Below are 21,466 nucleotides of genomic sequence, written 5' to 3'. Positions count from 1 at the left end.
CAGCCAAAAAGTCACGCTCGTGACTGTTCGGTCGCGGGCACACCGGCCACGGTCGTGTCGGGAGGGACGTCGTCGGTCACCAGCGAGTTGGCAGCCACTCGCGCACCCGCACCGATCGTCACTCCAGGAAGCACGATTGCACCCGCACCGATCATCGCTCCTTCCTGAACGACGACTGCACCGGTTCGATACTCCTCTTGGAGGAACTCATGGCAGAGGAGTGTGGCGTCATACCCGATGATGGCGTGGTCCTCAACAGTGATGAGTTCGGGCCAGAACACGTCCGGCGTCGACTCTAAGCCCCACGAAACACCTTGCCCCACGGTAACACCCGTGAGTCCCAGCAGATAGTTCTTCAGCCGCAGGCTTGGGGAGTGGCGCGCGAGGACGATGAGGGCGTAGTTGAACGCGATCCGCAACGGATGTTTGGCGCTGGGCCACCGCCATAGGGAGTTGTGTGCTCCCGGTGTCGGGTGTCTGTCGAGACGGTCGTGACGAGTGGGGTCTGTGTCGTCGGGCATGAACGGTAAGAGCGGGGTGGTGAGAACTACCGGAGTGTTTCGATGTGGTCGATGCGCTGTTGGACCAACTCGGGGGTCCCGATGTCGTGTCTAACGTGCAGTCCCTTCTCACCGGCCACAGCTAACGCCTCCTCTGCGATCTCTTCGGCGGTTTCGATGTTCTCAGCCCGACCGACGACCGCGAAGGCACGAGAGGTAGTGGTGTAGATTCCGTCGTCCCGCTCGTCGACGCTAGCGTAGAACAACAAGGCCTCACCCGCGCTGTCTTCGTCGATCGTGATCTCAGCACCCGCACTGGGATCGGTCGGATAACCCGCCGGAACGGCGTATTTACACACCGTTGCCTGCTGTGTGAAGGTCAGTTCTGGGAGCGGCTCGCCGTCGCGGGCGGCTTTGAGCACGTCGAGCAACGGGGTTTCGAGCACCGGAAGGGTGTTCATCGCTTCGGGATCGCCGAACCGAGCATTGAACTCCACGACCTTCACTCCCTCCGCAGTGAGCATGAACTGCCCGTACAGCGTCCCTTTGTACCCTTTGAGGGCGTCAACGACTTGATCGATGATCGAGACAGCGTCCGCGTAGTCCTTGGCCGTCATAAACGGGAGCAGATCATCCTCAGCGGAGTAGCTCCCCATCCCGCCGGTGTTGGGTCCTTCGTCTCCTTCGTAGGCGCGTTTGTGGTCCTGCACAGCGGGCGAAACCCGAAACTCCCCGTTGGCAACGAACGCTTGGACGGTGAACTCCTCGCCGACCAAGCGCTCTTCGAGCACCACTCGGGTATACTCCGATTCCCGGAGGTAGGCTTTTGCCTCCTCTTTCGTTATCTGGTCGCCGGTCACACGCACCCCCTTCCCACCCGTGAGTCCAGCGGGTTTGACCGCGAGATCGCCGTCGTAGCTGTCGATGTACTCACACGCCGCGTCCATCTCCTCAAACGTCGCAAAGTCCGGACAGCCCGGAATGTCGTGTTCGGCCATGAACCGCCGCTGAAACGCCTTGTCCGTCTCGATTCGCGCCTCGGTTTCGCGGGGACCGAACGCGTACACCCCTGCCTCCTCAAGAGCGTCTACGACGCCAGATTCCAGCGGTGCCTCGGGGCCGATCACCGCCAGCGTCGCGTTGATCTCCGTCGCGTAGGTGACAACCGCCGTTGGGTGGGTCTCATCCAGTGTTTTGAATCCTGCCGCGAGCCGAGCGATGCCGGGATTGCGGTTCGACGCACAGGCGTACAAGGTGACGTCGGAATCGGTCAGCGCGCGAGCGATCGCGTGCTCTCGCCCGCCGCCGCCGACGAGTAGAACGGTCTCGTCCATGACCGAGTGAGCGGGGCACGGCGATGTAAGCGTTGCCCATCCACTTTTTTTACGAGAGGGTGGCGAAGCTACCTTGCAAAAAACCTGCATTGCAAGAGCTTCGCTCTTGCAGGCTTCCACTCGCTGTCACTGGGCTGCGCCCGGTTGCTTGAGGAACTTCGTTCCTCTCTGCGCTCGCGGGAAGACTAAAAAAAGCCGCTCGCTACCGCTCGCGGTGAGTGACCTGTCCGCTCCGCCACCGCTACCGCCGTCGCAATCGACGGATAGAACGGTCTCGCCTATGACAGGATGGGTAGGATCTATCTCCAGTTATGATTATGTTCAACAATGTCAGATTCGACCGAGCAGGACGTAACTGAGCGGCTCCCCCCAGAAGATGTCTTTTCGATTCTCGGCAATGAGACGCGGATCGACATCATTCAAGCGCTCTGGCAGGCCGAAAACACTCCTGTATCGTTCTCGGAACTGCAAGACCGCGCTGCCGTTGCTGACAGCGGTCAGTTCAACTACCACCTCGGGAAGCTCGTCGGGACGTTCGTCCAACGCGATGAGGAAGGGTACGGACTCACCTACGCCGGGCGGCGGATCATCGGCGCAATACTCGATGGAACCTACACGAAGCGCGTCGAAATCGATCCGTTCGAAATCGGTACATCGTGTTCCGCCTGTGGGTCGTCACTCGAAGCGAGCTACGAAAACGATCAGTTCGTCGTCTGTTGTCCGAACTGTACGGAAGCGGTGTTGCGGTTCGCGTTCCCGCCGGGAGTGCTTGATGGTCGTCCTCGCAAAGAATTCGCTGAAACGGCCAGCCGCTGGATCCGGGCACAGCTCTCGTTCACTGTGAACGGTGTTTGCCCGAACTGTGCTGGAGCCATCACCCACTCGATCACGAGAGATCCCGAGTACCACAACCGAGAGATCGGTCTCGAATACGACTGCGAACGGTGTCAACACCACGCCACCGCTACCGTCGGGTTGCACCTCAGCTACCACCCCGCCGTCATCGCATTGTACGACGACCATGGCATCGATCTCAACGAGGAGTTCCTGCAGAGCTACGTCTACAACGTTGACCAGTACACGACCGTGCGTTCGAACAACCCGTTGCGAATCAGCGTCACTGTCTCGCTCCTAGGTGATGAACTCGAACTGATCGTTGATGAAGATCTGAACGTCGTTGAACGGTATCGCAAATAAGAATTCAGACAGAAACAGGCTTCGGCTCGACAGTTTACAGAAGTGATTTTCTGCTAACACTTATTCTGGGCTGTTTCCTGCTCGTTGGCATGGGATGGGTTCGACGACGTTTCAGCGGATCTGGTTTCAGTGGTCTCGCCACCAACACGAACTTTCTGCGACTGTTCTCTGGACGAGTCACTACTGACACCGGTGATAGCCTGTATTTCATCGGGACGATGTGGCTCGTTGGGGAGCTGACGGGTTCAGCGTTCTACACAGGACTTGCCACTGCGCTCGTGCGGGCACCCGACCTCCTCAGCGTTTTCATCGGGCCACTCGTGGACCGCTGGCGATTGCGTCGGTTACTCCTGAGCACCCAGCTCATCAACGGTATCGGCGTGCTGGTTGTGCCTATCGCCGCCGTGGTGGATCGTCTCTCAGTCTGGCTCGTGCTCTTCCTCATTCCCGTATTGTATTTCGTCAACGGGTTCGTTTACCCGGCACAGAACGCGGCACTCCCACAGATCGTTGCGGAAGATGAACTCACACAGGCAAACTCACTCTTCTCGACGTCTGTTCGAACGGTCGATATGGTCGCCAACGCCGTCGCTGGCGTGCTCATCGCTGTCATCGGGGCAGTCCCTCTGTTTGTCATTAACTCGATCACGTTCGCCGTTGCGGCACTCCTGTTCGTCGGTGTCACCGTTCCGAAGACGCCACGGAACAACGGGAAGAATGAGATCAAGGACGAGAGCGATGAGAACGATGAGGGGTACATCGCCGAGTTCCGAAAGGGAATCGACTACGTACACGGCTCTGTCCTACAAGCGATGCTGTTCGGGATGATGGTGAGCAATTTCGCGGCGACAGCACTGACTGCACTCCTGCCGATCGTTGCGGATTCACTCGCTGGGCCTACAGCGTACGGTCTGCTCGTGGCGGCGATGGGGGCGGGAAGCCTCGTTGGGGCAGGTGGGGCGTTTCTCATCGAGAAGTTCCCCATCGGCTGGGTAGCGATCGCTTCGCACGTGTGCTCTGGGTCACTGTTGCTCACAGCAGTCACCGCGCCTGGCGTCTGGCCAACCGGTGCAGTGCTGTTCATGGCCGCAGTGCCACTGGGTACGTTCAACGTGTTGTTCTTCTCGATGGTGCAATCCGCGCTTGACGACGCACTCCTCGGTCGTGTTACATCACTCATGCGAACAGTGCTGTCGGGAATAGCGCCTGTCGGTGGAGTACTCGGTGGAGCGATCGCTAGCGTCGTCGGCAGCGCGGTGGCGCTGTATGGGATCGGTGGGATGATAGCTGTCGTCGGAGTGTACTACTTGCTTCATCCACGACTCCGGTCACTCCCGTCAGTAGCTGAGGCTGACGAGACAGTGCTCGGTGTTCACACCGATCGAAAAGAGCGGTGACACCCGGATCGATCGAAGAGTTCGTTTCGGATACGTAGAAGTCTAAAGCAGCCATTCTTTAGTGTCGCACCGCTACGTGGGATATGACTGATCCCACTCGACGCAACCGCCTCGATGAGGAGCAGAGTCCGTATCTCCAACAGCACGCGGACAATCCGGTGCACTGGCAGCCATGGGATGATGACGCGCTCGCAGCAGCCAAAGAGCGCGATGTTCCGATCTTCCTGTCGATCGGCTATTCGGCGTGTCACTGGTGTCACGTGATGGAAGACGAAAGCTTCCAAAACGAGTCAGTCGCGTCGGTGTTGAACGAACATTTCGTTCCGATCAAGGTCGACCGCGAGGAGCGGCCGGATCTTGACAGCATCTACCAGACGATCTGTCAGCTCGTCACCGGTGGCGGCGGGTGGCCGTTGTCGGTGTGGCTCACACCGGATGGTAAGCCGTTTTACGTCGGGACGTACTTCCCGCCCAAGGCGCGTGGACGAGTTCCGGGCTTTCGAGATCTCCTCGAAAACATCACCGGCTCGTGGACCGATCCCGATCAGCGCGAGGAGATGGAAACCCGGGCCGAGCAGTGGACCGACGCGATCGCAGGAGAGCTAGAGGAAGTTCCGGACCAACCCGGAAAAGCGCCCGAAGCCGACGTGCTCGAGTCGACTGCACAGCGGGTCGTCAAAAGCGCCGACAGGGAGTACGGTGGGTTCGGCTCCGGACAGAAGTTCCCCCAGACGGGTCGGATCCGGGCACTGTTGCGCGCGGCCGACCGAACCGGGGAGAAAGCGTACCGAGCGGTAGCAGAGGAAACCTTAGATGCGATGATCCGAGGCGGGCTGTTCGACCACGTTGGCGGGGGATTCCACCGGTACACCACGGATAGGGAATGGGTAGTTCCTCACTTCGAGAAGATGTTGTACGACAACGCCGAGATCACGCGGGCGTTGCTCGCCGGCTACCAGCTCACTGGCTACGACCGGTACGTTCGTGCTGCCCGAGAGACGCTTTCGTTCGTCGAACGGGAGCTTACCCATCCCGACGGCGGGTTTTACGCCACGCTGGACGCCCAAAGCGACGGAGAGGAAGGAGCGTTTTACGTCTGGACGCCCGAGGAGATCGACACTGCAGTGGACGATGATACGGCCGCTGACCTGTTCTGTGACCGATACGGCGTGACCGAATCCGGGAATTTCGAGGACGGGAACACCGTTCTCACCGTCCAAACCGGCATCGACGAACTCGCCGAGACGTACGATCGCTCGGCCGAGGACGTCGAGTCATCACTGGAGACGGCCCGCAAACAGCTGTTCGAGCACCGTGGGCAGCGACCCAACCCCGGACGAGACGAGAAAGTGCTAGCAGGCTGGAACGGACTGATGATCTCCGCGTTCGCAGAGGGCGCGCTGGTCCGTCCCGGCGCGGGGCTCGCCGACACCGCAGAGCGTGCGCTCTCGTTCGTCCGGTCTCAGCTCTGGGATGAGAAAGAACGCCGGTTGGCGCGCCGGGAGAAAGACGGTGATGTGAGCGGTGACGGCTACCTCGAGGATTACGCGTTTCTCGGACGAGGGGCGCTACATCTGTACGAGACGACGGGTTCGGTCGAGGCGCTCGGGTTTGCGATCGACCTCGCAACAGCCATCGAGCGGGAGTTTTGGGACGAGACGGAGCGCACCCTGTATTTCACTCCCGAAAGCGGCGAATCGATGATCGCCCGGCCACAGGAGTTGTCCGACCAGTCGACGCCGTCGAGCGCGGGGGTTGCCACGTCGCTGTTGCTCGCCCTCGACCAGTTCGTCTCTCACGACCGATTCGGATCGATCGCCGAGACAGTGCTGTCGACTCACGCCGAGACGATCGAGTCGGATCCGCTCCGGTGTCTCTCGCTCGCGCTGGCTGCGGACGAACACGCGGCTGGGCCGATCGAACTCACGGTTGCGGCCGAGGAACTCCCGCCGTCGTTCCGCGAACAGCTGGCAACGACCTATCTCTCGCGTCGGATCGTCGCACCGCGGCCGCCGACGACCGACGGTGTCGCCGAATGGGTCGAAGAGCTGGGTCTCGACGAGATCCCACCGATCTGGGCCGGACGGGACCAACAGGCGGACGAGCCGACGGCGTATCTCTGTAAGAATTTCACCTGTTCGCCGCCGAAAACCGACATTGCCGAGGCGCTCGCGTGGCGGTCTGACACACAGGGAACGTGAAAAAGCGGCTCACGAATCAAGCTGTTCTGCCAGATACGCCGCTGCAGGAACGTCTTCGCTCTCGACGAACCGGGCCACCTCGTCGCCACCGCGCTCGACGACGATCGTCGGAATGTACTCGATGTCGTACGCCTCGACGCCAGGACCTTGCTTGTCACGGTCGACCGCGACGTGTTCGATGCGGTCGTCTTCGACGTCAGCCGCCTCGAGCGCCGCGCCGAAATCGGGGAGCTGTGACCGACAGTCCTTGCACCAATCACCACCCCAGATCGTGTACGTCACGTCGTCGTGCTCACGCAGGACCGTGACCGTCTCTTCGTGGGCATCCGCATCCCAAACGGGATTCGGCGCCATCGTTTCGAGTGCCATATCCGGGCTATTCGGGTGAGCGACTTAACGAACGCGCTCGCACCAGTATCGGCCGGTGACCAACGCATCTCAAGGTGTGGGTCACGAAGGCCACGCCACTGTGTGCCGTCAGTCCGTCCACGATAGATCTGTTCGGTTCGCCACGTCTTTAGCGTCCCATCGGGAACGGAACGTATGAACGATTCCGTCCTCGACACCATCGGATCGCCGCTGGTAGAAGTCCATTCTCCGCCGGGATCGACGATCGGGGCGAAGCTCGAATCGAAAAACCCCGCAGGCAGCGCAAAGGATCGCCCGGCATTGGGGATGGTCGAACGAGCGGAAGCAGAAGGGATGATATCGCCGGGCGATCGGCTCGTCGAGCCGACGAGCGGCAACACCGGGATCGGTCTCGCGGTCGTCACTGCCGCCAAGGGGTACGATCTCACGATCGTCATGCCGGATTCGAAATCACCCGAACGCCGACGAATCATGCGAGCATACGGTGCCGACCTCGATCTCGTGGACGGCGACATCAGCGACGCGAAAGATCGCGCCGATCACCTCACCGAAGAGGGGATGGTGCAGCTGCGACAGTTCGAGAACCCGGCGAATACGGAGGCACACTACCGGACAACCGGGGATGAAATCCTCCACCAAGTGGAAGACCGGACGATCGACGCGTTCGTTGCGGGCGTCGGAACCGGTGGGACGATCACCGGCGTCGGTCGCCGACTGCGCGAAGCGTTTCCCGAGATGGAGGTCGTCGCCGTCGAACCCGAGGCCAATGCGGTGCTCTCGACCGGTGAATCGGGTGAAGACTCGTTTCAGGGGATGGGTCCGGGGTTCGTGAGTGACAATCTGGATCTGGATCTCGTCGATTCGATCGAGACGGTTTCGATCGACACCGCAGAAGCCGAATGTCGACAGCTCGCGAGAGAGGAGGGACTGCTCGTCGGACAGTCCAGCGGGGCAGCGAACGTCGCGGCCAAACGGGTCGCCACCCGGCTCGCAGACGAGAACGATACGCCCGACGACCCACTCGTCGTGACGGTGTTTCCGGACAGCGGCGAACGATACATGTCGACAGGGATGTTCGATGCCCAGACCGACCGTGAGGGGTGATAGTCGTTCTGGGTGGACACCATCAGAGCCTTGCCTGCCAGCGGTGTAAAGACAAACGATGCCAGATCTGCTGGATACGCACATGGAAAACCGGTGGATGATCCAGCCCAATCACGCCAACATCCTCGAAACCGCCCACGGGGGCCACGTGTTGAAATGGATGGACGAGATCGGTGCGATGGCGGCCATGCGGTTTTCAAAGGAATCGTGTGTGACCGCCCACATCAATCACGTCGATTTCCAACGGCCGATCATGGTGGGCGATCTCGCGCTCATCGAAGCGTACGTGTACGACGTTGGACGGACGAGTATGCGCGTGCGGCTGCGGGCGTACCGGGAAGATCCCCAGACGGGAACGCAAGAACAGACCACCGAATCGTATTTCGTCTACGTTGCGATCGATGAGGACCGGGAGCCGACATCGGTGCCCGAACTCACCGTTTCGACCGAGCGCGGGAAGCGGCTCCAAGAGGCCGCACTCAACGGCGAGAGCAGAGACGAGTGAACGCCACGCTCAAGCGTTCGCGGACGAACACACGAGTATGCGCGTCACGGCCGAGATCGTGGGGAGTGAAACACAGGAGCTCGAACTCGGAGCCAACGCAACATACGGCGATCTCCTCGGTGCAGTCGGGTTGAGTCCACACGAGGCCACCGTCCTCGTCGACGGACGACCGGTCCCCGACGACGGTGCCATCGACGCCGAACACGTCCGCGTGCTCCGGCTCATCAAAGGTGGCTAGTGACTGATCACATCGCGCCGCAGTTCGACGTTCGCCCCGCCAGAGCCGAGGCGCTTCCGACGGTGATGGCGATTCTCGACGCTGCGTTGCTCGATATCGCCGTGGAAACGGTCAGAGACAGGCTCTCGTCGGGAGCCGTTCTGGTCGCCACCGAGGAGGAGCGGATTCTCGGGACGGTGGTACTGGACGACACCCACATCGAGGCGATCGCGGTGCGTCCGAACCGACGCGGACAGGGGATCGGGACGGCGCTCGTCGACGCCGCGAGCACGCGCGGGCGACTTACCGCCGCGTTCCGTCCGGGTGTGAGCGAGTTCTACGAGTCGTTGGGCTTCGACATCGAACGGACGGGCGATCGATGGCGAGGCGTTAAACCAGCGGCTCGGTGAGATCCTCCCCGGCCACCAACAGTTCGTTGACGCGCGCGTCCGAATCCGCTTCGGCGTACACGCGGAGCTTCGGCTCGGTGCCGCTCGGTCTGACGAGCAGCCACGAGCCGTCTTCGAGGTTGATTTTGAAGCCGTCGCTCGTCCCGATCGATTCCACTGCCGTCCCGGCAACGCGGTCGGGAATGACGTTTTCCAGTTCGGAAAGCACGCCGGATTTTCGATCGTCGGGACAGGCGACGCTCAGCCGATCTTGATGGATCTCGCCGTACGTCTCGGTGATGTCGTCAGCACGGTCGTCGAGCGGTCGCTCAGCGTGGGCGGCGGCCGTCAACAGCGCGAGCAAGACGCCGTCTTTGTTCCGGAGGTGGGGCGTGAGACCGAAGCCACCGCTCTCTTCGCCACCGATGATCGCGTCGTGCTCTGCCATCGCATCCGCAACCCACTTGAATCCGACCGGCGTCTCGATCACGCGTTCGCCGTGGGCGGCACCGATGCGATCGATGAGATGCGTGGTCGACACCGTTCGAACCGCCGGGCCGGACGACGTTTCGAGGAGATACTCGTACAACACCGCGTAGTAGAGGTTCGGGTCGAGATAGCCCCGATCGGGGGTGATGACGGCGATCCGATCGGCGTCGCCATCGTTGGCGATGCCAAGCGACGCGGGACCGGCGGTAACGCGTTCGGTGAGGGATTCGAGCCGGTCGGCGCTCGGTTCGGGCGGTGTCCCCCCAAACGTCGGATCGCGCTCACACCGGAGCCGATCGACAGCCGCACCGGTCTCAGCTAACAACGCGTCGGTGACGCCGCGACCGCTGCCGTACATCGCGTCGTAGGCGATCGTCGTTCCCTCTAGATCGAGGTGAGAATCCACGAATGCGAAGGCGTGCTGTCCGTACGCGGTCGTGAACGTATCGTCGTGTCGATCACCGCGTTCGGAGACCGCCACTGCGGTCGGGTCTGCCAACTGGTCGCTCAGTTCGTCAGTCACAGACGGCAACGCGGGTGCTCCGTCCGGCGGAAGGAACTTGATGCCGTTATACTCCGGTGGATTGTGGCTCGCCGTGATCATCACGCCGCCATCGAGATCACGGTCAGTGATCGTCCACGCGAGCACCGGCGTCGGACAGTCGCGTTCGCTGACGATCACGTCGATCCCGTTGTCGGTGAGCACGTCGGCGACCGCGTCCGCAAAGTCACGCGACCCATCACGAGCGTCGTATCCCACCGCAACCGTTCCCGTTTCGATCTGGGTTGCGATCGCTTGGGCGACGATCCGCACCCGAGGCTCGGTAAACGTATCGAGTGTATCACGCCAACCGTCAGTGCCGAACACGATCTGATCTTCGGGGTCCATACTCGGCTCTCCAACGGCACGAATAAAAACCTCCCCCACTCGATCCGGGGAAGCCGTCAGTCGATGAGCTGTTCCTTGTCGTCGTGGGAGAGCTGTTTGATCTCATGTTCTCGGGACATGGCGGCCGACCGGGTTTCGTACGCCTCGGTGTGGACGACCGTCAACGGGCCACGACCACGGGTGTATTTCGCACCGTCGCCGGCTCGGTGTTGTTCGAGCCTGCGGTTCACATCGGTTGTGTACCCAGTGTACAACGACCCATCCCCACAGCGCAGCACGTACACGTAATGCACACCGAACGGATACGACTGAATCCAAGAAATCCGTTGGGGTCGACCATCCAAACCCATCATATCAACGATGAGATGTCGTGAACAGTTACCCGTACAGGCCCGCAAAATCCCCCAAAATTCGGGTTTGGGCTGGTCAGCAAGAACTATCATATTCTTGCCGTTTCAGCCGCGAGAGTGTGTCAAGCTCAAACGACGGTTCGATGATAGCCTCATCGGATATTTCCGGCGCGGTCCCGGGATACCTCTGCGATCCCCGCGTTCGCCGAACAGTTAGGACACGCCAAGATCGTCCCACTCTCATCAGCGAAGACGCGGGCAAAGCGTCCGGAGACGTGCGCGCCACAGTGGTCGCACTTGGCCATTGTTATACCGACACGGTGTGTGTCAGCAGTACCCTTTTGATATTCAACACCTATATATCCTCGTAATTTCGATAGTTCATATCAGAGAATACAACGAGAGTACGATCAGTCGCTACGAGCGGTATCGAATCCGCGCGCGATGAGACCGGCTTGCGCGCCAGCGGTGAATCCAGCATCGATGTTCACGACAGTGATCGGGGTACACGACTGGAGCATCCCAGAAAGCGCGGCTCGGCCGTCGCCACCGTAGCCGTACCCGTTTGAAACGGGGAGACCGATCAGTGGCACATCGACCAATCCCGCAAGCACGGTTGGAAGCGCGCCCTCCCGACCCGCAGCGACGATGAGGACGTCTTGGGACCGACACAGTTCGAGTCGGTCGATCAGTCGAGCGATACCAGCAACGCCGACATCGTCGATCCGTGTCAGGTGTGCCCCCATCTCGCTCACGATGGTTGCCGCCTCCCCGGCCGGTCCGGCGTCGGACGTCCCGGCGGTAACGATCCCGACGTCCGCGTCGAGAGTGGGTGGATCGAACGACGGCCCGTGGATGACGAGCGTCTCCGAGCGGTCCGTGTGATCGATAGTGGCCTCTGGGTGTGCTTGGGCGAGGCGGTCCTCGATCGCAGCTGCGGTCGGGGAATCGACGCGAGTGACGATTGCCCGATCGGTCGTCTCGACCGCGAGCGCAGCCATCGATGCGGTTTCTTCGGGCGTCTTGCCAGCCGCGAGTATCACTTCGGGAACGCCGGTACGAGACCCGCGCGCGGCATCGAATCGTCCCGTTTCCCCCGTTGCGTAGCCAGCCAGTTCTGCCTCCGCTTGTTCGATCGATAACTCGCCCGCGGCGACGGACTCCAGTAGCTCACGCATATTCCATCTCAGGCCCGGAAACACACCTAGGCATCGACTCCGAGATGTATTCTCCATATTGTCATATGAAATATACTTTGATTCCTATCTACTGTGACCAGAAAATGCCGTCATCACCACAGAGAGGTTCCGTATTTGAGAAAGTTTATAAAGGAAGTCCGTGAAGGGGTTTCTGTATGGCAGATCTAATCGTCAAAGCCGCCGTAAAGGACGCGCTTAATGAGATGAACGTGGCGTCGGATTTCTACGACGCGCTCGACGAGGAGGTCCAGGATCTCCTCGACGACGCTGCACGTCGTGCACAGGAGAACGATCGTAAGACAGTCCAGCCTCGCGACCTGTAAGGTCGCGGTATCGTACGGTACTGCACCGTATCGTTTTCCTCAGTCGTGAATCACACGGAGTGGATAGTAACGTCGTCGCTCGAACCGATGTGAATCTCCGTAGCCACGTCGGTAAAGATCCCGTGTTCGACGATGCCGGGAATCGCAGACAGCGATGTTGCAAGCGACTTCGGGGTTTCGATCGGTCCGAACGCACAGTCGAAGACGAGATTTCCGTTGTCGGTGACGACGGGACCATCCTTTCTCCGTGCGGTTCGTAAGGTGGGATCGCCGTCTCGTTTGCGAATCGCGCGTTCGACCGTCGAGATGGCATCAGGAAGCAGTTCGACTGGAACGGGGTGATCAAGCGTGTCGGTGAGTTTGGTGTCGTCAGCGACGATGAGACAGCGCGTTGCGCTCGTGTCGACGATTTTTTCGCGCGCGTGGGCTGCGCCACCGCCTTTCACCAACGCGCCATCGAGTCGCAGTTGATCCGCGCCATCGATAGCGATATCCGGACGTGCTTCCTCGAGCGTGCAGAGGGGAATCCCGACCTCGCGGGCAAGGCTGCGAGACTGATACGATGTCGGAACGCCGTGGATCTCCATCCCGGCCGTGACCTTCTCGCCGAGCGCTCGGATCGCGTGGGCCGCCGTGCTGCCCGTTCCGAGACCGACGACCATGCCGCTCTCTACCTGTTGGGCTGCTGACTCCCCGGCGCGGCGCTTTGCCTCGTCGGTACCGTCCGATGCTTTCATGACCGCCAGTTTCGGGCGACGGCTGAAAAACCATCACCTTCGTCTGCAGAGACCCTTCGAACATCGCTGTCGGGGGTGAAACCGCTGGGTGAACGAAGCACACCGAACGCAAAAAAGAGGGATCGCAGCCGTTTTCATCACGAGCGTTGAGGGACGAGCATGTTCGGAACGAGCGGTATTCGTGGTCCTGTCGGAGAGGAGGTGACCGCAGAGCTTGCGCTCGCGATCGGGCGGGCAGTCGGCGTCGACGCGGACCGGATCGTGATGGGCCGGGATCCACGCGAAAGCGGACGGATTCTAGCGGATGCGTTCGCCGCCGGGGCGCGCGAAGTCGGTGCGGATGTCGTGGACCTCGCGTTGGCGGCAACGCCGACCGTCGCCCGTGCTGTCGGTTGGTACGACGCCGATGCTGGCTGTTCGATCACCGCTTCTCACAACCCGCCGGAGGACAACGGACTGAAACTCTGGCAGCCGGACGGACAAGCGTTCGGTGCAGAGCTACGCGAGACGGTCGAAGCGCGCGTGCGTGATGGCGTCGCTTCGGAACTCCGGGGATGGGACGAGCAAGGGAGCTACACCACGGCCGACGCGACCGAACGCCACGTCAAAGCGCTCGTCGACGCCACGACGCTCGACACCCCGCCCCACGTCGTCGTCGATCTCGGCAATGGAGCCGGGGGCGTCACCGTCGACGCCCTCGTCGAGTTGGGGTGTCACGTCGAAACGCTTAATGCACAGCCCGACGGCAGATTTCCCGGTCGGCCGAGCGAACCGACCGCTGAGACTCTCTCTACCCTCTGTGCGACCGTATCGGAAACCGACGCTGACCTCGGTATTGCCCATGATGGCGACGCCGACCGGATGATGGCTGTCGACGGAACGGGGCAGTTCGTTCCCAAAGACGCTTTACTCGGGCTGTTGGCGGCGACGTCGACCGACGACGGGGATCGGGTTGCCGTACCCGTCGATACGAGTCTCGCCGTCGAGGACCACCTCGACACCCAAGGGGTCGGAGTCGAGCACACGCCCGTCGGCGATGTATACGTCGCGTCGGCGGTCGGCGACGGCGTTCCTTTCGGTGGTGAACCCAGTGGCGCATGGATCTGGCCCGAACAGACCCGTTGTCCCGACGGACCACTCGCAGCCTGTCGGCTCGTCGAACTTGCTGCCGAGCAACCGATCGAACAGCGCATCGAGGCGATCCCGAGCTATCCGATCCGACGCACGAACGTCGAAACCAACGACAAAGCAGAAACCATGGCCGCAGTCCGCGAGCGAGTGCACACCGAGTACGATGAAACGGCCGTAACGACCCTCGATGGTGTCCGGGTGGATCTCGGCGATGCGTGGTTTCTCGTCCGCGCGAGCGGAACGCAGCCACTCGTTCGAATCACAGCAGAAGCACGAGACGAACGGCAGGCACAAACGGCTCTCAAGCGTGCTACAGAATTAGTAAATTAAGTTCGTCGCGTCGAACGAGCCTCTCGTACGCTTGCTCCGTCCCGGATCTTATCCTCACAGTTCGGACAGACCCGGGGATTCTGGACGCCAATTGGGGTGAACACGCGTGCATACGCTCGGGTGACAAATGCACCACAATTCTGGCATTCCGGCATACGACGTAGAATACGATCGCGTTTTACATAACGGTGGTGTGGTAGGTATGAACACGCTACTCGGTCGGAAGCCTGTACTCGACCGGTACGGACGATCACTCAAAGATCGTGTATCGATAATACAGTAGATATAAATCTCAATTTTATTATCGTACAAAGTTCGTGCTCGTGAAGTACGACGAATCAAACGCATTGAGACAACAATACTGTTTCATACATGATGATTTAGTTCGAACGCGAGTTTGGAGGTTGGGAACCACATGAGACCGATATCCTGAGGACAGACGTGGTGTAACAGGGGATATGAAGATCCTCGTCTTCGGTGCGGGAAGCCTCGGGAGCCTCATCGGGGGGATGCTCGCCCGAGTACACGACGTGACGATGGTCGGCCGGAAGCCACACATGAGGTCGGTACGCGACGGGGGGTTGGTCGTGGAAGGAAAAATGGATGTCAGGGTGACGCCGAACGCCCGGACGACAGTGCCCGCGAGTGCGAGCGTCGATCTCGCGATCGTGACCGTTAAATCATTCGACACGTCCCAAGCGGCACGAGCACTCGTGAGGTGTGAGCCACACGCCGTACTGTCGCTCCAAAACGGACTCGGTAACGAGAGGATCCTCTCGGAGCACCTTGACGGCGTTCTTGCCGGGACGTGTACGTATGGAGCAACGTATGAACCGGGCCGTGTACGGTGTACTGGTGTGGGTGAGATCGTGCTCGGGCCACCGGACGGCGGACGATCGAAGCACGCCGATCGAGTTGCCAGCGCGTTCGAGGCGGCTGGACTCATAGCAACGGTGGCCGAGGATATGCCCCGACGGCTCTGGGAGAAGCTCGCGGTCAACACGGGGATCAACGCGCCGACTGCACTCGCACGAATCAAAAACGGGGAGCTGGATGCAGGACCAGCGACCGAGATCGCCGAAACAGCCGCGAGAGAGACGGCTCACGCCGCTCGACAGGAAGGGATCGACCTCACCGGTGATGAAGTCGTCGAAGCCGTCAGACGCGTCATCGACGCGACAGCCGATAACACGTCCTCGATGCTCCAAGATGTGCGCTCAGAACGGCCGACGGAGATCGACGCCATCAACGGATACGTCGCCGAGTACGACGACACACCGGTGAACACGACGCTCGCCGGACTGCTCCGGGCGTGGGAACACGAACGAGGGTTGCGATGATTGCGGGTTAGAAGGGTGCCTGCGGTCCTTCGTCGCTCTCGTCGTCGCGGGTCATTTCACCGGGGAACGACGGTGAAGTCGAATGATCGCCACCGCCGCCCATCCCGGTTTCGGCGTTGACCGTCGTGATCTCGGGGATTTCGGACACCATCCGGCTTTTGATTGCCTGGATGGTCATCGGAGAGATGCCACAGCCACTACACGCGCCACCGAGCGCGACGGTTACTTCGCCCGCTTCGGCGTCGAGATGCTGGATCGCTGCGCTCCCGCCGTGCATCTGGATCTGGGGGAAATTCCGGCGCAGGAAGTTGGTCACTTCCTCTCGGAGTTCGTCGTCCGACCGCTGGGTTTCCGTGCTCATAGTGATCGGTAGCGGCTGAGTACGCTTATGGTTTTTCACGCCGTTTCATTTTTCGTGTTGGTCTTCCGTCGGCTCGAGATCGAACACGGCCGCTAGTTCCCGACGGAGTTCCGTGACGTATCGGTCGAGAACGCGATCGACCTTGTCGTCAGATACGACGACACCGCTCACCCGCTCGGTAGGATCCTCCGGTAGCTCGATAGTGAACCCGTCGTCGTAGAACGGTTCGGACTCATTGAGCACCTGCTGGTCGATGGCGTGAATCAACTGTGAGTCGTACTGCTCGTTCATCGTCTCGAACGCGCGCTTGTACGCCTCCTGTAGCTCCGGGAAGTAGTGGACGTACTTGTCCTCGAACCGCTCGGGATCGAACTCGGTCATGTGTGATCATTGCTCGAAACCGGTAAAAGTCGGGCGATCCATCCGGATGAATCGTATGCTGATATACCGAACCGAGAACGACAAATCGAGCCAAACTCGTGACGAACGTAGCGCACGTTGAACGTCCCATCAGTCGTGTCTCGAATCACCTGAGACGAGGCGTTCCAGCGGTGGCCGATACCGACGGACTGGTGGTACGCCGTTCGAGATGCTTCTGTATCGATCGGTACGTCGCCTACATATATACAGTAATCAATCGTATAAACGTGGTAAATAGTTTTGGACAACGAGCAGGGAATGCCGGCTCGGTCGCGTCGAGACGAGCGAAGCTGAAAGGGACTATCGGTGGGAGTTACCGCTATTAGTAATACATCCAATACGAACGGAGTTCGAATTCAATATTTTATGTTTATTCCCTCTATGGTATAGCAGAAACATATAAGAGTAGATATGATCCTAGTGCACACGAGGTATCGTTCGGGCGAGAAGAAAGCACTCAAGCGTGACGTGGTAGCGACCCGCACTCACTCACAGCATATGACAGATACGGCAAGCGGGAAGTGGTATTCACACCCACGGCCGAGAAACGGGACGTCGGAGAGATACACCCCCGTGTAGTCGAATATCGGGCCGAACAGTGACGCTAAGAAATGAACACTTATTCGTATTGAGGACGTTACGGTGACTAGAATGAACGATCAAGGGGATGGGACCGAGTCTGATGATAAAGAATCAGACCAGTCACATACCACCAGTAAAGTCGGTCGCGTTCTGGTCGAGTACGACTTGGACGGTCTCGGACAGACGATGGAGGCACGATGGACGGGCAACAGCGAGGAGCGATACAGCCTCCGCGAGCTCGCAGACTGGTTGAACAAACACCTCCTCGAAGTAGCGATGACGCGGGCTGGTCGTCAACCGATCGATGGCGAGGTTGATAACGTGTATCGGTTGCTCACGGGTGATGACGTCAGCAGTGGTGTCCGCACACAGGCCCGGAACGACCTGAAACGCGATGGGGTCGCGATCGATAAGCTCGAACGAGATTTCGTCTCCCATCAGGCAGTCCACACGTATCTCACGAAATACCGGGGTGCGCGCCACTCAGCACCGGCGACTGACGACAACGACCGGATCGAAAGCGTTACACAGGCGATCCAACGCCTCTCTCACCGAACGCTCCGTGTCACCGAGGACAACCTCTCGACGCTCGAAAACACCGACCGTCTCAAGATCGGCGACTTCGACGTTCTCGTTGACGTGACTGTAACCTGTCAGGACTGTGGAACCAGATACAGTGTTGTAGAACTCCTCGAACGGGGGCACTGTGACTGTGTATCAACGGATGATAATACCGTCGAATCGCTCGATTGAGCTAGCCGTTACGAAATTACATCTGTAACCCCGAGACAGACGTTCTCGTCATCTACGAGTCTGAGGAGTTAAATAGGTGGCTCTCTGAGGAATACATATATGGGAGCATCGCAGATTGGAACGGAAAAGATGCAGCTCTCCGTAGAGAACATCGGCGGTATCGACAGCACGACCGTCGAGTTCACACCAGGAGTCACTGCACTCGCCGGTCGAAACGCAACTAATCGTACATCGTTGTTGCAGGCAATCATGGCTGCCTTCGGAAGCGATCGCGTCTCGTTGAAGGGTGACGCGACCGAGGGAGCAGTCGAGATGACGATCGGTGATGAAACGTACAACCGGACGTTAGAGCGCCATAACGGAACGATCATCACCGGTGGGGATCCGTACCTCGATGACACAGAGCTGGCAGATCTGTTCGCGTTTCTGTTGGAGTCGAACGAGGCCAGACAAGCAGTCGCTCGGAGTGAGGATCTTCGAGAACTTATCATGCGGCCTGTGGATACGGACGCGATTCAAGCTGAAATCAAGCAACTCGAAGCCGAGCAGCGCAAGATCGAAACCGAGCTATCGGATCTCGACGCGCTCGCGGACCAGCTCGTCGAGCTGGAAGACCGCCGGACATCGCTCACCCAACAGATCTCGGAGAAACAGGACGCCCTCGAAGCGAAAGAGGAGGAACTAGCAGAAGCCGACGCAGACGTCGAGGACAGTCGGGCCGACAAACGCGAGCTGGAGGCGGCGCTTGACGAGCTTCACGACGCGCGAGCATCCTTAGACGACACCCGGTACGAACTAGACACCCAGCGCGAAAGCCTCCAAGCCCTGCAAAAAGAGCGATCGGAGCTTCAAACGGAACTCGAAGAGCTTCCAGGAACGCCCGTCGGGGATATCGAGGAGATCGAGACGGAGATCGGACGGCTGCGCGATCGTCTACGATCGATCGATACCACAGTCAACGAACTACAGACGATCATCCAGTTCAACGAGGAAATGCTCGACGGGACGAGCCGCGAGATCGTCGACTCGCTTCGAGGTGAAAGCGACACCGAGGCGGAAGCACTCACCGATCAGCTGGTTGCAGACACCGAGAGCGTCGTCTGTTGGACGTGTGGGAGCGAGGTCCCGAAATCGGAGATCGAAGAGACGCTCGATCGGCTCCAGCAGTTCCGGTCGGAACGGTTCGAAGAGCGAAACTCGCTCCGAAACGAGATCAGCCAACTACAGGAGGAGAAGAACACGCTCGAAGAACACCAGCGCGAACGCGATCGGCTCGAACGACGGCTCGAACAGATCGACACGGAACTCGAACGCCGCGAGACGAGGATCGAAGAGCTGCAATCGGAGCGTGATGAACTGGAATCGGAGATCGAACGGCTCGAAGACAACGTCGAGGACCTTCAAGAGGAGGATTACAGCGACATTCTCGATCTTCATAAGGAAGCGAACCAACTCGAGTTCGAGCTTGGCCGGATACAGAGCCAGCGCGAATCCGTCGAGTCCGAGATCGACGACATCGAAGCGCGGGTCGAACAGCGCGACGAACTCAAACAGCGACAGGAGACGGTACAAGAGAATCTCGCCGATCTCCGAACGCGCATCCAGCAGATCGAGAAACAGGCGATCGAACAGTTCAACGACCACATGGAAACCGTGTTGGATCTGCTCGAATACGCCAATCTCGAACGCATCTGGATCGAACGAACCGAACACGAAGTCACCAAGGGACGGCGAACCGTCTCCGAGCGGACGTTCGATCTCCACGTCATTCGTAGCACTGAATCGGGAACTGCTTACGAGGACACCGTCGATCACCTCTCGGAAAGTGAACGGGAGGTCACAGGACTGGTGTTTGCCCTCGCGGGCTATCTCGTCCACGAAGTGCACGAATCGGTCCCGATCATGCTACTGGATTCCCTCGAGGCGATCGACTCCGATCGCATCGCTGCGCTCATCGAGTACGTTGCCGACTACGCCGAGTTCCTCGTCGTCGCGCTGCTCCCCGAAGATGCGGCTGCCGTCGATCAGGAGTACCAACGCGTGACCGAGATATAACGGAAAACGACAGAATCAATTGTACATTTCTACACGAAGATCACCTATCACAACTTATTTCTTACATATTAGATGATCTAGGCGGTCGGGAAAGGGGATAGCTTATACTCCGTGGCGCAGGTGGCGTTGGTATGGGTGACGGAGAGCCTGCAGGGTCGTCGACCGTGAGCCAGACCCGACGGGAAGTGCTCGCGTTGACAGCGGGGATCACGGGGGGGGTGTTCTCCAGTGGATGTCTTTCGATCGCGGGCGTCAAACAGTCGGAGCCACTGGGCTTTATCGCTCGGGGCGGGCGGGTCAGACGAGCGGACGCGACCCACGTGGTCGAGACGGTATCAGACCTTCGTGGGGCACTTTCGACGCCGGGTGCGACAGTCTGGCTACCGAACGGAACCGATCTCCGTTTGGACGATTCGGTGTCGATGCCACTTTCGATCGCAGCGAACGTCACGATCGCCAGCGATCGCGGACTCGATGGTCCGGGGGCACAGATCACGGTGCCAGCTACCGCACCGACTGTCTTTCGATCCCCTGAGTCGGGAATCAGAGTGACGGGACTGCGGGTAGTCGGTCCCGAAACGGAGTATTTCGATCCGCGGTCGAAGTCTCGGCCGGCGTCATCGTACTATGCGCGGGCGTTCGAATTCACCGGCGACGATATCGAAATCGACCACTGCGAGCTGGCAGGTTGGACACACGCTGCGGTCAGTTTTGGAACCGGAGAGACACCGACCGGCTCACACGTCCACCACAACGCGATTCATCACAACCAGATGGACACCCTCGGCTACGGACTCGATCTCCGCAACGGTATCCATCTGATCGAATGGAACTACTTCGATTACAACCGGCATGCGGTGGCTGCGTTCGGACACCGGGAAAACGGATACGAAGCCCGATTCAATGTGGTCGGTCCGCACGCTGTCAGACACGCCTTCGACATGCATCGGCTCAGCCAAAACCTCGATGATCACACCGGACCGTTGGCAGGGAAGTATCTGCGCGTTCACCACACCGTGTTCGAGACGACGAATTCGGCCGCCGTCGTGCTCCGAGGGGAACCGAGGGCCAACTCGTGGGTCCGAGACAGTTGGTGTGAGGCGGTACCGCTGCTCGAACGCCACGGTCGCGAGTCGATCATCCAGCAGAGCCGGGGCAACGGACGGTTTCAGGTAGAAAACAACGACTTCGGCCCCCGAGCGACCGACCGCGGACGGAAGTGGCTCCGAAAGCACGCCGCCGAACACGAAACCGAGACAGTGTCCGACCCGCTGTCAGTGTAGCCCGGTGGGCT

Annotated in this window: 24 protein-coding genes; 13 read left to right on the top strand and 11 right to left on the bottom strand. The window is 59.9% G+C overall.

The features are described 5' to 3' along the window. Nucleotides 1-11: 11 nt before the first annotated feature. Both MW046_RS09290 and purD read right to left on the bottom strand, forming a co-directional pair. Nucleotides 12-521: an acyltransferase gene (locus tag MW046_RS09290; RefSeq protein WP_247992831.1), complete on the bottom strand. Its 510-nt coding sequence runs from the start codon at nucleotides 519-521 to the stop codon at nucleotides 12-14. A gap of 26 nt (nucleotides 522-547) precedes the next feature. Next, complete coding sequence (gene purD, locus MW046_RS09285) at nucleotides 548-1,834, bottom strand: phosphoribosylamine--glycine ligase (RefSeq protein WP_247992830.1); 1,287 nt, start codon at nucleotides 1,832-1,834, stop codon at nucleotides 548-550. Nucleotides 1,835-2,161: 327 nt separating this feature from the next. Here purD and MW046_RS09280 point away from each other — a divergent pair, with 327 nt between their 5' ends. The 3 genes from MW046_RS09280 (at nucleotide 2,162) to MW046_RS09270 (ending at nucleotide 6,629) form a co-directional block, all read left to right on the top strand. After that, a complete protein-coding gene (locus MW046_RS09280; protein ID WP_247992829.1) occupies nucleotides 2,162-3,031 on the top strand; it encodes a DUF7351 domain-containing protein in 870 nt (289 codons plus the stop codon). An 89-nt stretch (nucleotides 3,032-3,120) separates the two neighbouring features. Further along, complete coding sequence (locus tag MW046_RS09275) at nucleotides 3,121-4,428, top strand: MFS transporter (RefSeq protein ID WP_247992828.1); 1,308 nt, start codon at nucleotides 3,121-3,123, stop codon at nucleotides 4,426-4,428. An 83-nt stretch (nucleotides 4,429-4,511) separates the two neighbouring features. Then, a complete protein-coding gene (locus tag MW046_RS09270) occupies nucleotides 4,512-6,629 on the top strand; it encodes a thioredoxin domain-containing protein (protein ID WP_247992827.1) in 2,118 nt (705 codons plus the stop codon). 9 nt (nucleotides 6,630-6,638) lie between these two features. On the opposite strand, the gene MW046_RS09265 is transcribed toward MW046_RS09270, so the two are convergent. Further along, nucleotides 6,639-6,998, bottom strand: a complete 360-nt coding sequence (locus MW046_RS09265; protein ID WP_247992826.1) for a thioredoxin family protein — start codon at nucleotides 6,996-6,998, stop codon at nucleotides 6,639-6,641. A gap of 174 nt (nucleotides 6,999-7,172) precedes the next feature. On the opposite strand from MW046_RS09265, the gene MW046_RS09260 reads away from it, so the two are divergent. The 4 genes from MW046_RS09260 to MW046_RS09245 are packed head-to-tail and all read left to right on the top strand — an operon-like array spanning nucleotide 7,173 to nucleotide 9,234. Further along, nucleotides 7,173-8,102 (top strand): PLP-dependent cysteine synthase family protein, encoded by a 930-nt coding sequence (locus tag MW046_RS09260; protein ID WP_247992825.1) that lies wholly within the window; start codon nucleotides 7,173-7,175, stop codon nucleotides 8,100-8,102. 58 nt (nucleotides 8,103-8,160) lie between these two features. Then, nucleotides 8,161-8,607 (top strand): acyl-CoA thioesterase, encoded by a 447-nt coding sequence (locus MW046_RS09255; protein ID WP_247992824.1) that lies wholly within the window; start codon nucleotides 8,161-8,163, stop codon nucleotides 8,605-8,607. A 37-nt stretch (nucleotides 8,608-8,644) separates the two neighbouring features. Further along, on the top strand, nucleotides 8,645-8,845 hold the full coding sequence (samp2, locus tag MW046_RS09250) for a ubiquitin-like small modifier protein SAMP2 (RefSeq protein ID WP_247992823.1): 201 nt from the start codon (nucleotides 8,645-8,647) through the stop codon (nucleotides 8,843-8,845). Then, on the top strand, nucleotides 8,845-9,234 hold the full coding sequence (locus tag MW046_RS09245; RefSeq protein ID WP_368411328.1) for a GNAT family N-acetyltransferase: 390 nt from the start codon (nucleotides 8,845-8,847) through the stop codon (nucleotides 9,232-9,234). The genes samp2 and MW046_RS09245 overlap by 1 nt, the downstream gene beginning before the upstream one ends. On the opposite strand, the gene MW046_RS09240 is transcribed toward MW046_RS09245, so the two are convergent. The 4 genes from MW046_RS09240 to larB all read right to left on the bottom strand — a co-directional run bounded on the left by MW046_RS09240 (nucleotide 9,215) and on the right by larB (nucleotide 12,119). Continuing rightward, the gene (locus MW046_RS09240; RefSeq protein WP_247992822.1) at nucleotides 9,215-10,591 is read right to left on the bottom strand and encodes a phosphoglucomutase/phosphomannomutase family protein; all 1,377 of its coding nucleotides are present in this window, start codon (nucleotides 10,589-10,591) and stop codon (nucleotides 9,215-9,217) included. The two genes, MW046_RS09245 and MW046_RS09240, sit on opposite strands and share 20 nt — an antisense overlap. A 56-nt stretch (nucleotides 10,592-10,647) precedes the next feature. Continuing rightward, nucleotides 10,648-10,941 carry a GIY-YIG nuclease family protein gene (locus tag MW046_RS09235; protein WP_368411404.1) on the bottom strand — a complete coding sequence of 98 codons (294 nt, stop codon included), beginning with the start codon at nucleotides 10,939-10,941 and terminating at the stop codon, nucleotides 10,648-10,650. A 152-nt stretch (nucleotides 10,942-11,093) separates the two neighbouring features. Beyond that, complete coding sequence (locus tag MW046_RS09230) at nucleotides 11,094-11,246, bottom strand: DUF7563 family protein (RefSeq protein ID WP_247992821.1); 153 nt, start codon at nucleotides 11,244-11,246, stop codon at nucleotides 11,094-11,096. Between the two features lie 105 nt (nucleotides 11,247-11,351). After that, nucleotides 11,352-12,119 carry a nickel pincer cofactor biosynthesis protein LarB gene (gene larB / locus MW046_RS09225; RefSeq protein ID WP_247992820.1) on the bottom strand — a complete coding sequence of 256 codons (768 nt, stop codon included), beginning with the start codon at nucleotides 12,117-12,119 and terminating at the stop codon, nucleotides 11,352-11,354. 176 nt (nucleotides 12,120-12,295) lie between these two features. Between larB and MW046_RS09220 the strand changes: the two genes are divergently transcribed. Continuing rightward, nucleotides 12,296-12,463: a DUF1931 family protein gene (locus MW046_RS09220; protein ID WP_124956230.1), complete on the top strand. Its 168-nt coding sequence runs from the start codon at nucleotides 12,296-12,298 to the stop codon at nucleotides 12,461-12,463. 50 nt (nucleotides 12,464-12,513) lie between these two features. Here MW046_RS09220 and rpiA read toward each other — a convergent pair whose 3' ends face one another. After that, the gene (gene rpiA, locus MW046_RS09215; protein WP_247992819.1) at nucleotides 12,514-13,200 is read right to left on the bottom strand and encodes a ribose-5-phosphate isomerase RpiA; all 687 of its coding nucleotides are present in this window, start codon (nucleotides 13,198-13,200) and stop codon (nucleotides 12,514-12,516) included. A 159-nt stretch (nucleotides 13,201-13,359) separates the two neighbouring features. On the opposite strand from rpiA, the gene glmM reads away from it, so the two are divergent. Continuing rightward, nucleotides 13,360-14,661 (top strand): phosphoglucosamine mutase, encoded by a 1,302-nt coding sequence (glmM, locus tag MW046_RS09210; protein WP_247992818.1) that lies wholly within the window; start codon nucleotides 13,360-13,362, stop codon nucleotides 14,659-14,661. Here glmM and MW046_RS19725 read toward each other — a convergent pair. Continuing rightward, the gene (locus MW046_RS19725; protein WP_438268171.1) at nucleotides 14,658-14,816 is read right to left on the bottom strand and encodes a DUF7563 family protein; all 159 of its coding nucleotides are present in this window, start codon (nucleotides 14,814-14,816) and stop codon (nucleotides 14,658-14,660) included. The two genes, glmM and MW046_RS19725, sit on opposite strands and share 4 nt — an antisense overlap. 303 nt (nucleotides 14,817-15,119) lie before the next feature. Between MW046_RS19725 and MW046_RS09205 the strand changes: the two genes are divergently transcribed. Next, entirely contained in the window at nucleotides 15,120-16,001 is an 882-nt protein-coding gene (locus MW046_RS09205) for a ketopantoate reductase family protein (protein WP_247992817.1), read from the top strand. A gap of 7 nt (nucleotides 16,002-16,008) precedes the next feature. Here the strand turns inward: MW046_RS09205 and MW046_RS09200 are convergent, their stop codons facing one another. Beyond that, on the bottom strand, nucleotides 16,009-16,362 hold the full coding sequence (locus tag MW046_RS09200) for a NifU family protein (protein ID WP_247992816.1): 354 nt from the start codon (nucleotides 16,360-16,362) through the stop codon (nucleotides 16,009-16,011). Between the two features lie 45 nt (nucleotides 16,363-16,407). Continuing rightward, nucleotides 16,408-16,743 carry a DUF5783 family protein gene (locus tag MW046_RS09195; RefSeq protein ID WP_247992815.1) on the bottom strand — a complete coding sequence of 112 codons (336 nt, stop codon included), beginning with the start codon at nucleotides 16,741-16,743 and terminating at the stop codon, nucleotides 16,408-16,410. 690 nt (nucleotides 16,744-17,433) lie between these two features. On the opposite strand from MW046_RS09195, the gene rdfA reads away from it, so the two are divergent. The 3 genes from rdfA (at nucleotide 17,434) to MW046_RS09180 (ending at nucleotide 21,455) form a co-directional block, all read left to right on the top strand. Beyond that, complete coding sequence (rdfA, locus tag MW046_RS09190; protein WP_247992814.1) at nucleotides 17,434-18,117, top strand: rod-determining factor RdfA; 684 nt, start codon at nucleotides 17,434-17,436, stop codon at nucleotides 18,115-18,117. A 99-nt stretch (nucleotides 18,118-18,216) separates the two neighbouring features. After that, the gene (locus MW046_RS09185) at nucleotides 18,217-20,172 is read left to right on the top strand and encodes an archaea-specific SMC-related protein (RefSeq protein ID WP_368411327.1); all 1,956 of its coding nucleotides are present in this window, start codon (nucleotides 18,217-18,219) and stop codon (nucleotides 20,170-20,172) included. Nucleotides 20,173-20,303: 131 nt separating this feature from the next. Next, nucleotides 20,304-21,455: a hypothetical protein gene (locus MW046_RS09180; RefSeq protein ID WP_247992812.1), complete on the top strand. Its 1,152-nt coding sequence runs from the start codon at nucleotides 20,304-20,306 to the stop codon at nucleotides 21,453-21,455. The last annotated feature ends 11 nt before the right edge of the window (nucleotides 21,456-21,466 follow it).

Origin of the sequence: Halocatena salina (assembly GCF_023115355.1) — an archaeon.
Taxonomy (GTDB): domain Archaea; phylum Halobacteriota; class Halobacteria; order Halobacteriales; family Haloarculaceae; genus Halocatena; species Halocatena salina.
This window is presented reverse-complemented; position numbering and strand designations above follow the sequence as displayed.

Excerpts from the sequence above, each read along its gene's own strand:
- MW046_RS09275 (WP_247992828.1), top strand. The coding sequence starts at position 3,121 with ATGGGATGGGTTCGACGACGTTTCAGCGGATCTGGTTTCAGTGGTCTC.
- rpiA (WP_247992819.1), bottom strand. The coding sequence starts at position 13,200 with ATGAAAGCATCGGACGGTACCGACGAGGCAAAGCGCCGCGCCGGGGAG.
- glmM (WP_247992818.1), top strand. The coding sequence starts at position 13,360 with ATGTTCGGAACGAGCGGTATTCGTGGTCCTGTCGGAGAGGAGGTGACC.
- MW046_RS09200 (WP_247992816.1), bottom strand. The coding sequence starts at position 16,362 with ATGAGCACGGAAACCCAGCGGTCGGACGACGAACTCCGAGAGGAAGTG.
- MW046_RS09195 (WP_247992815.1), bottom strand. The coding sequence starts at position 16,743 with ATGACCGAGTTCGATCCCGAGCGGTTCGAGGACAAGTACGTCCACTAC.
- MW046_RS09235 (WP_368411404.1), bottom strand. The coding sequence starts at position 10,941 with ATGGGTTTGGATGGTCGACCCCAACGGATTTCTTGGATTCAGTCGTAT.
- MW046_RS19725 (WP_438268171.1), bottom strand. The coding sequence starts at position 14,816 with ATGCCGGAATGCCAGAATTGTGGTGCATTTGTCACCCGAGCGTATGCA.
- MW046_RS09280 (WP_247992829.1), top strand. The coding sequence starts at position 2,162 with ATGTCAGATTCGACCGAGCAGGACGTAACTGAGCGGCTCCCCCCAGAA.
- MW046_RS09265 (WP_247992826.1), bottom strand. The coding sequence starts at position 6,998 with ATGGCACTCGAAACGATGGCGCCGAATCCCGTTTGGGATGCGGATGCC.
- larB (WP_247992820.1), bottom strand. The coding sequence starts at position 12,119 with ATGCGTGAGCTACTGGAGTCCGTCGCCGCGGGCGAGTTATCGATCGAA.
- MW046_RS09290 (WP_247992831.1), bottom strand. The coding sequence starts at position 521 with ATGCCCGACGACACAGACCCCACTCGTCACGACCGTCTCGACAGACAC.
- MW046_RS09260 (WP_247992825.1), top strand. The coding sequence starts at position 7,173 with ATGAACGATTCCGTCCTCGACACCATCGGATCGCCGCTGGTAGAAGTC.
- MW046_RS09255 (WP_247992824.1), top strand. The coding sequence starts at position 8,161 with ATGCCAGATCTGCTGGATACGCACATGGAAAACCGGTGGATGATCCAG.
- rdfA (WP_247992814.1), top strand. The coding sequence starts at position 17,434 with ATGAACGATCAAGGGGATGGGACCGAGTCTGATGATAAAGAATCAGAC.
- MW046_RS09230 (WP_247992821.1), bottom strand. The coding sequence starts at position 11,246 with ATGGCCAAGTGCGACCACTGTGGCGCGCACGTCTCCGGACGCTTTGCC.
- MW046_RS09220 (WP_124956230.1), top strand. The coding sequence starts at position 12,296 with ATGGCAGATCTAATCGTCAAAGCCGCCGTAAAGGACGCGCTTAATGAG.
- MW046_RS09240 (WP_247992822.1), bottom strand. The coding sequence starts at position 10,591 with ATGGACCCCGAAGATCAGATCGTGTTCGGCACTGACGGTTGGCGTGAT.
- MW046_RS09270 (WP_247992827.1), top strand. The coding sequence starts at position 4,512 with ATGACTGATCCCACTCGACGCAACCGCCTCGATGAGGAGCAGAGTCCG.
- MW046_RS09185 (WP_368411327.1), top strand. The coding sequence starts at position 18,217 with ATGGGAGCATCGCAGATTGGAACGGAAAAGATGCAGCTCTCCGTAGAG.
- MW046_RS09180 (WP_247992812.1), top strand. The coding sequence starts at position 20,304 with ATGGGTGACGGAGAGCCTGCAGGGTCGTCGACCGTGAGCCAGACCCGA.
- MW046_RS09205 (WP_247992817.1), top strand. The coding sequence starts at position 15,120 with ATGAAGATCCTCGTCTTCGGTGCGGGAAGCCTCGGGAGCCTCATCGGG.
- samp2 (WP_247992823.1), top strand. The coding sequence starts at position 8,645 with ATGCGCGTCACGGCCGAGATCGTGGGGAGTGAAACACAGGAGCTCGAA.
- purD (WP_247992830.1), bottom strand. The coding sequence starts at position 1,834 with ATGGACGAGACCGTTCTACTCGTCGGCGGCGGCGGGCGAGAGCACGCG.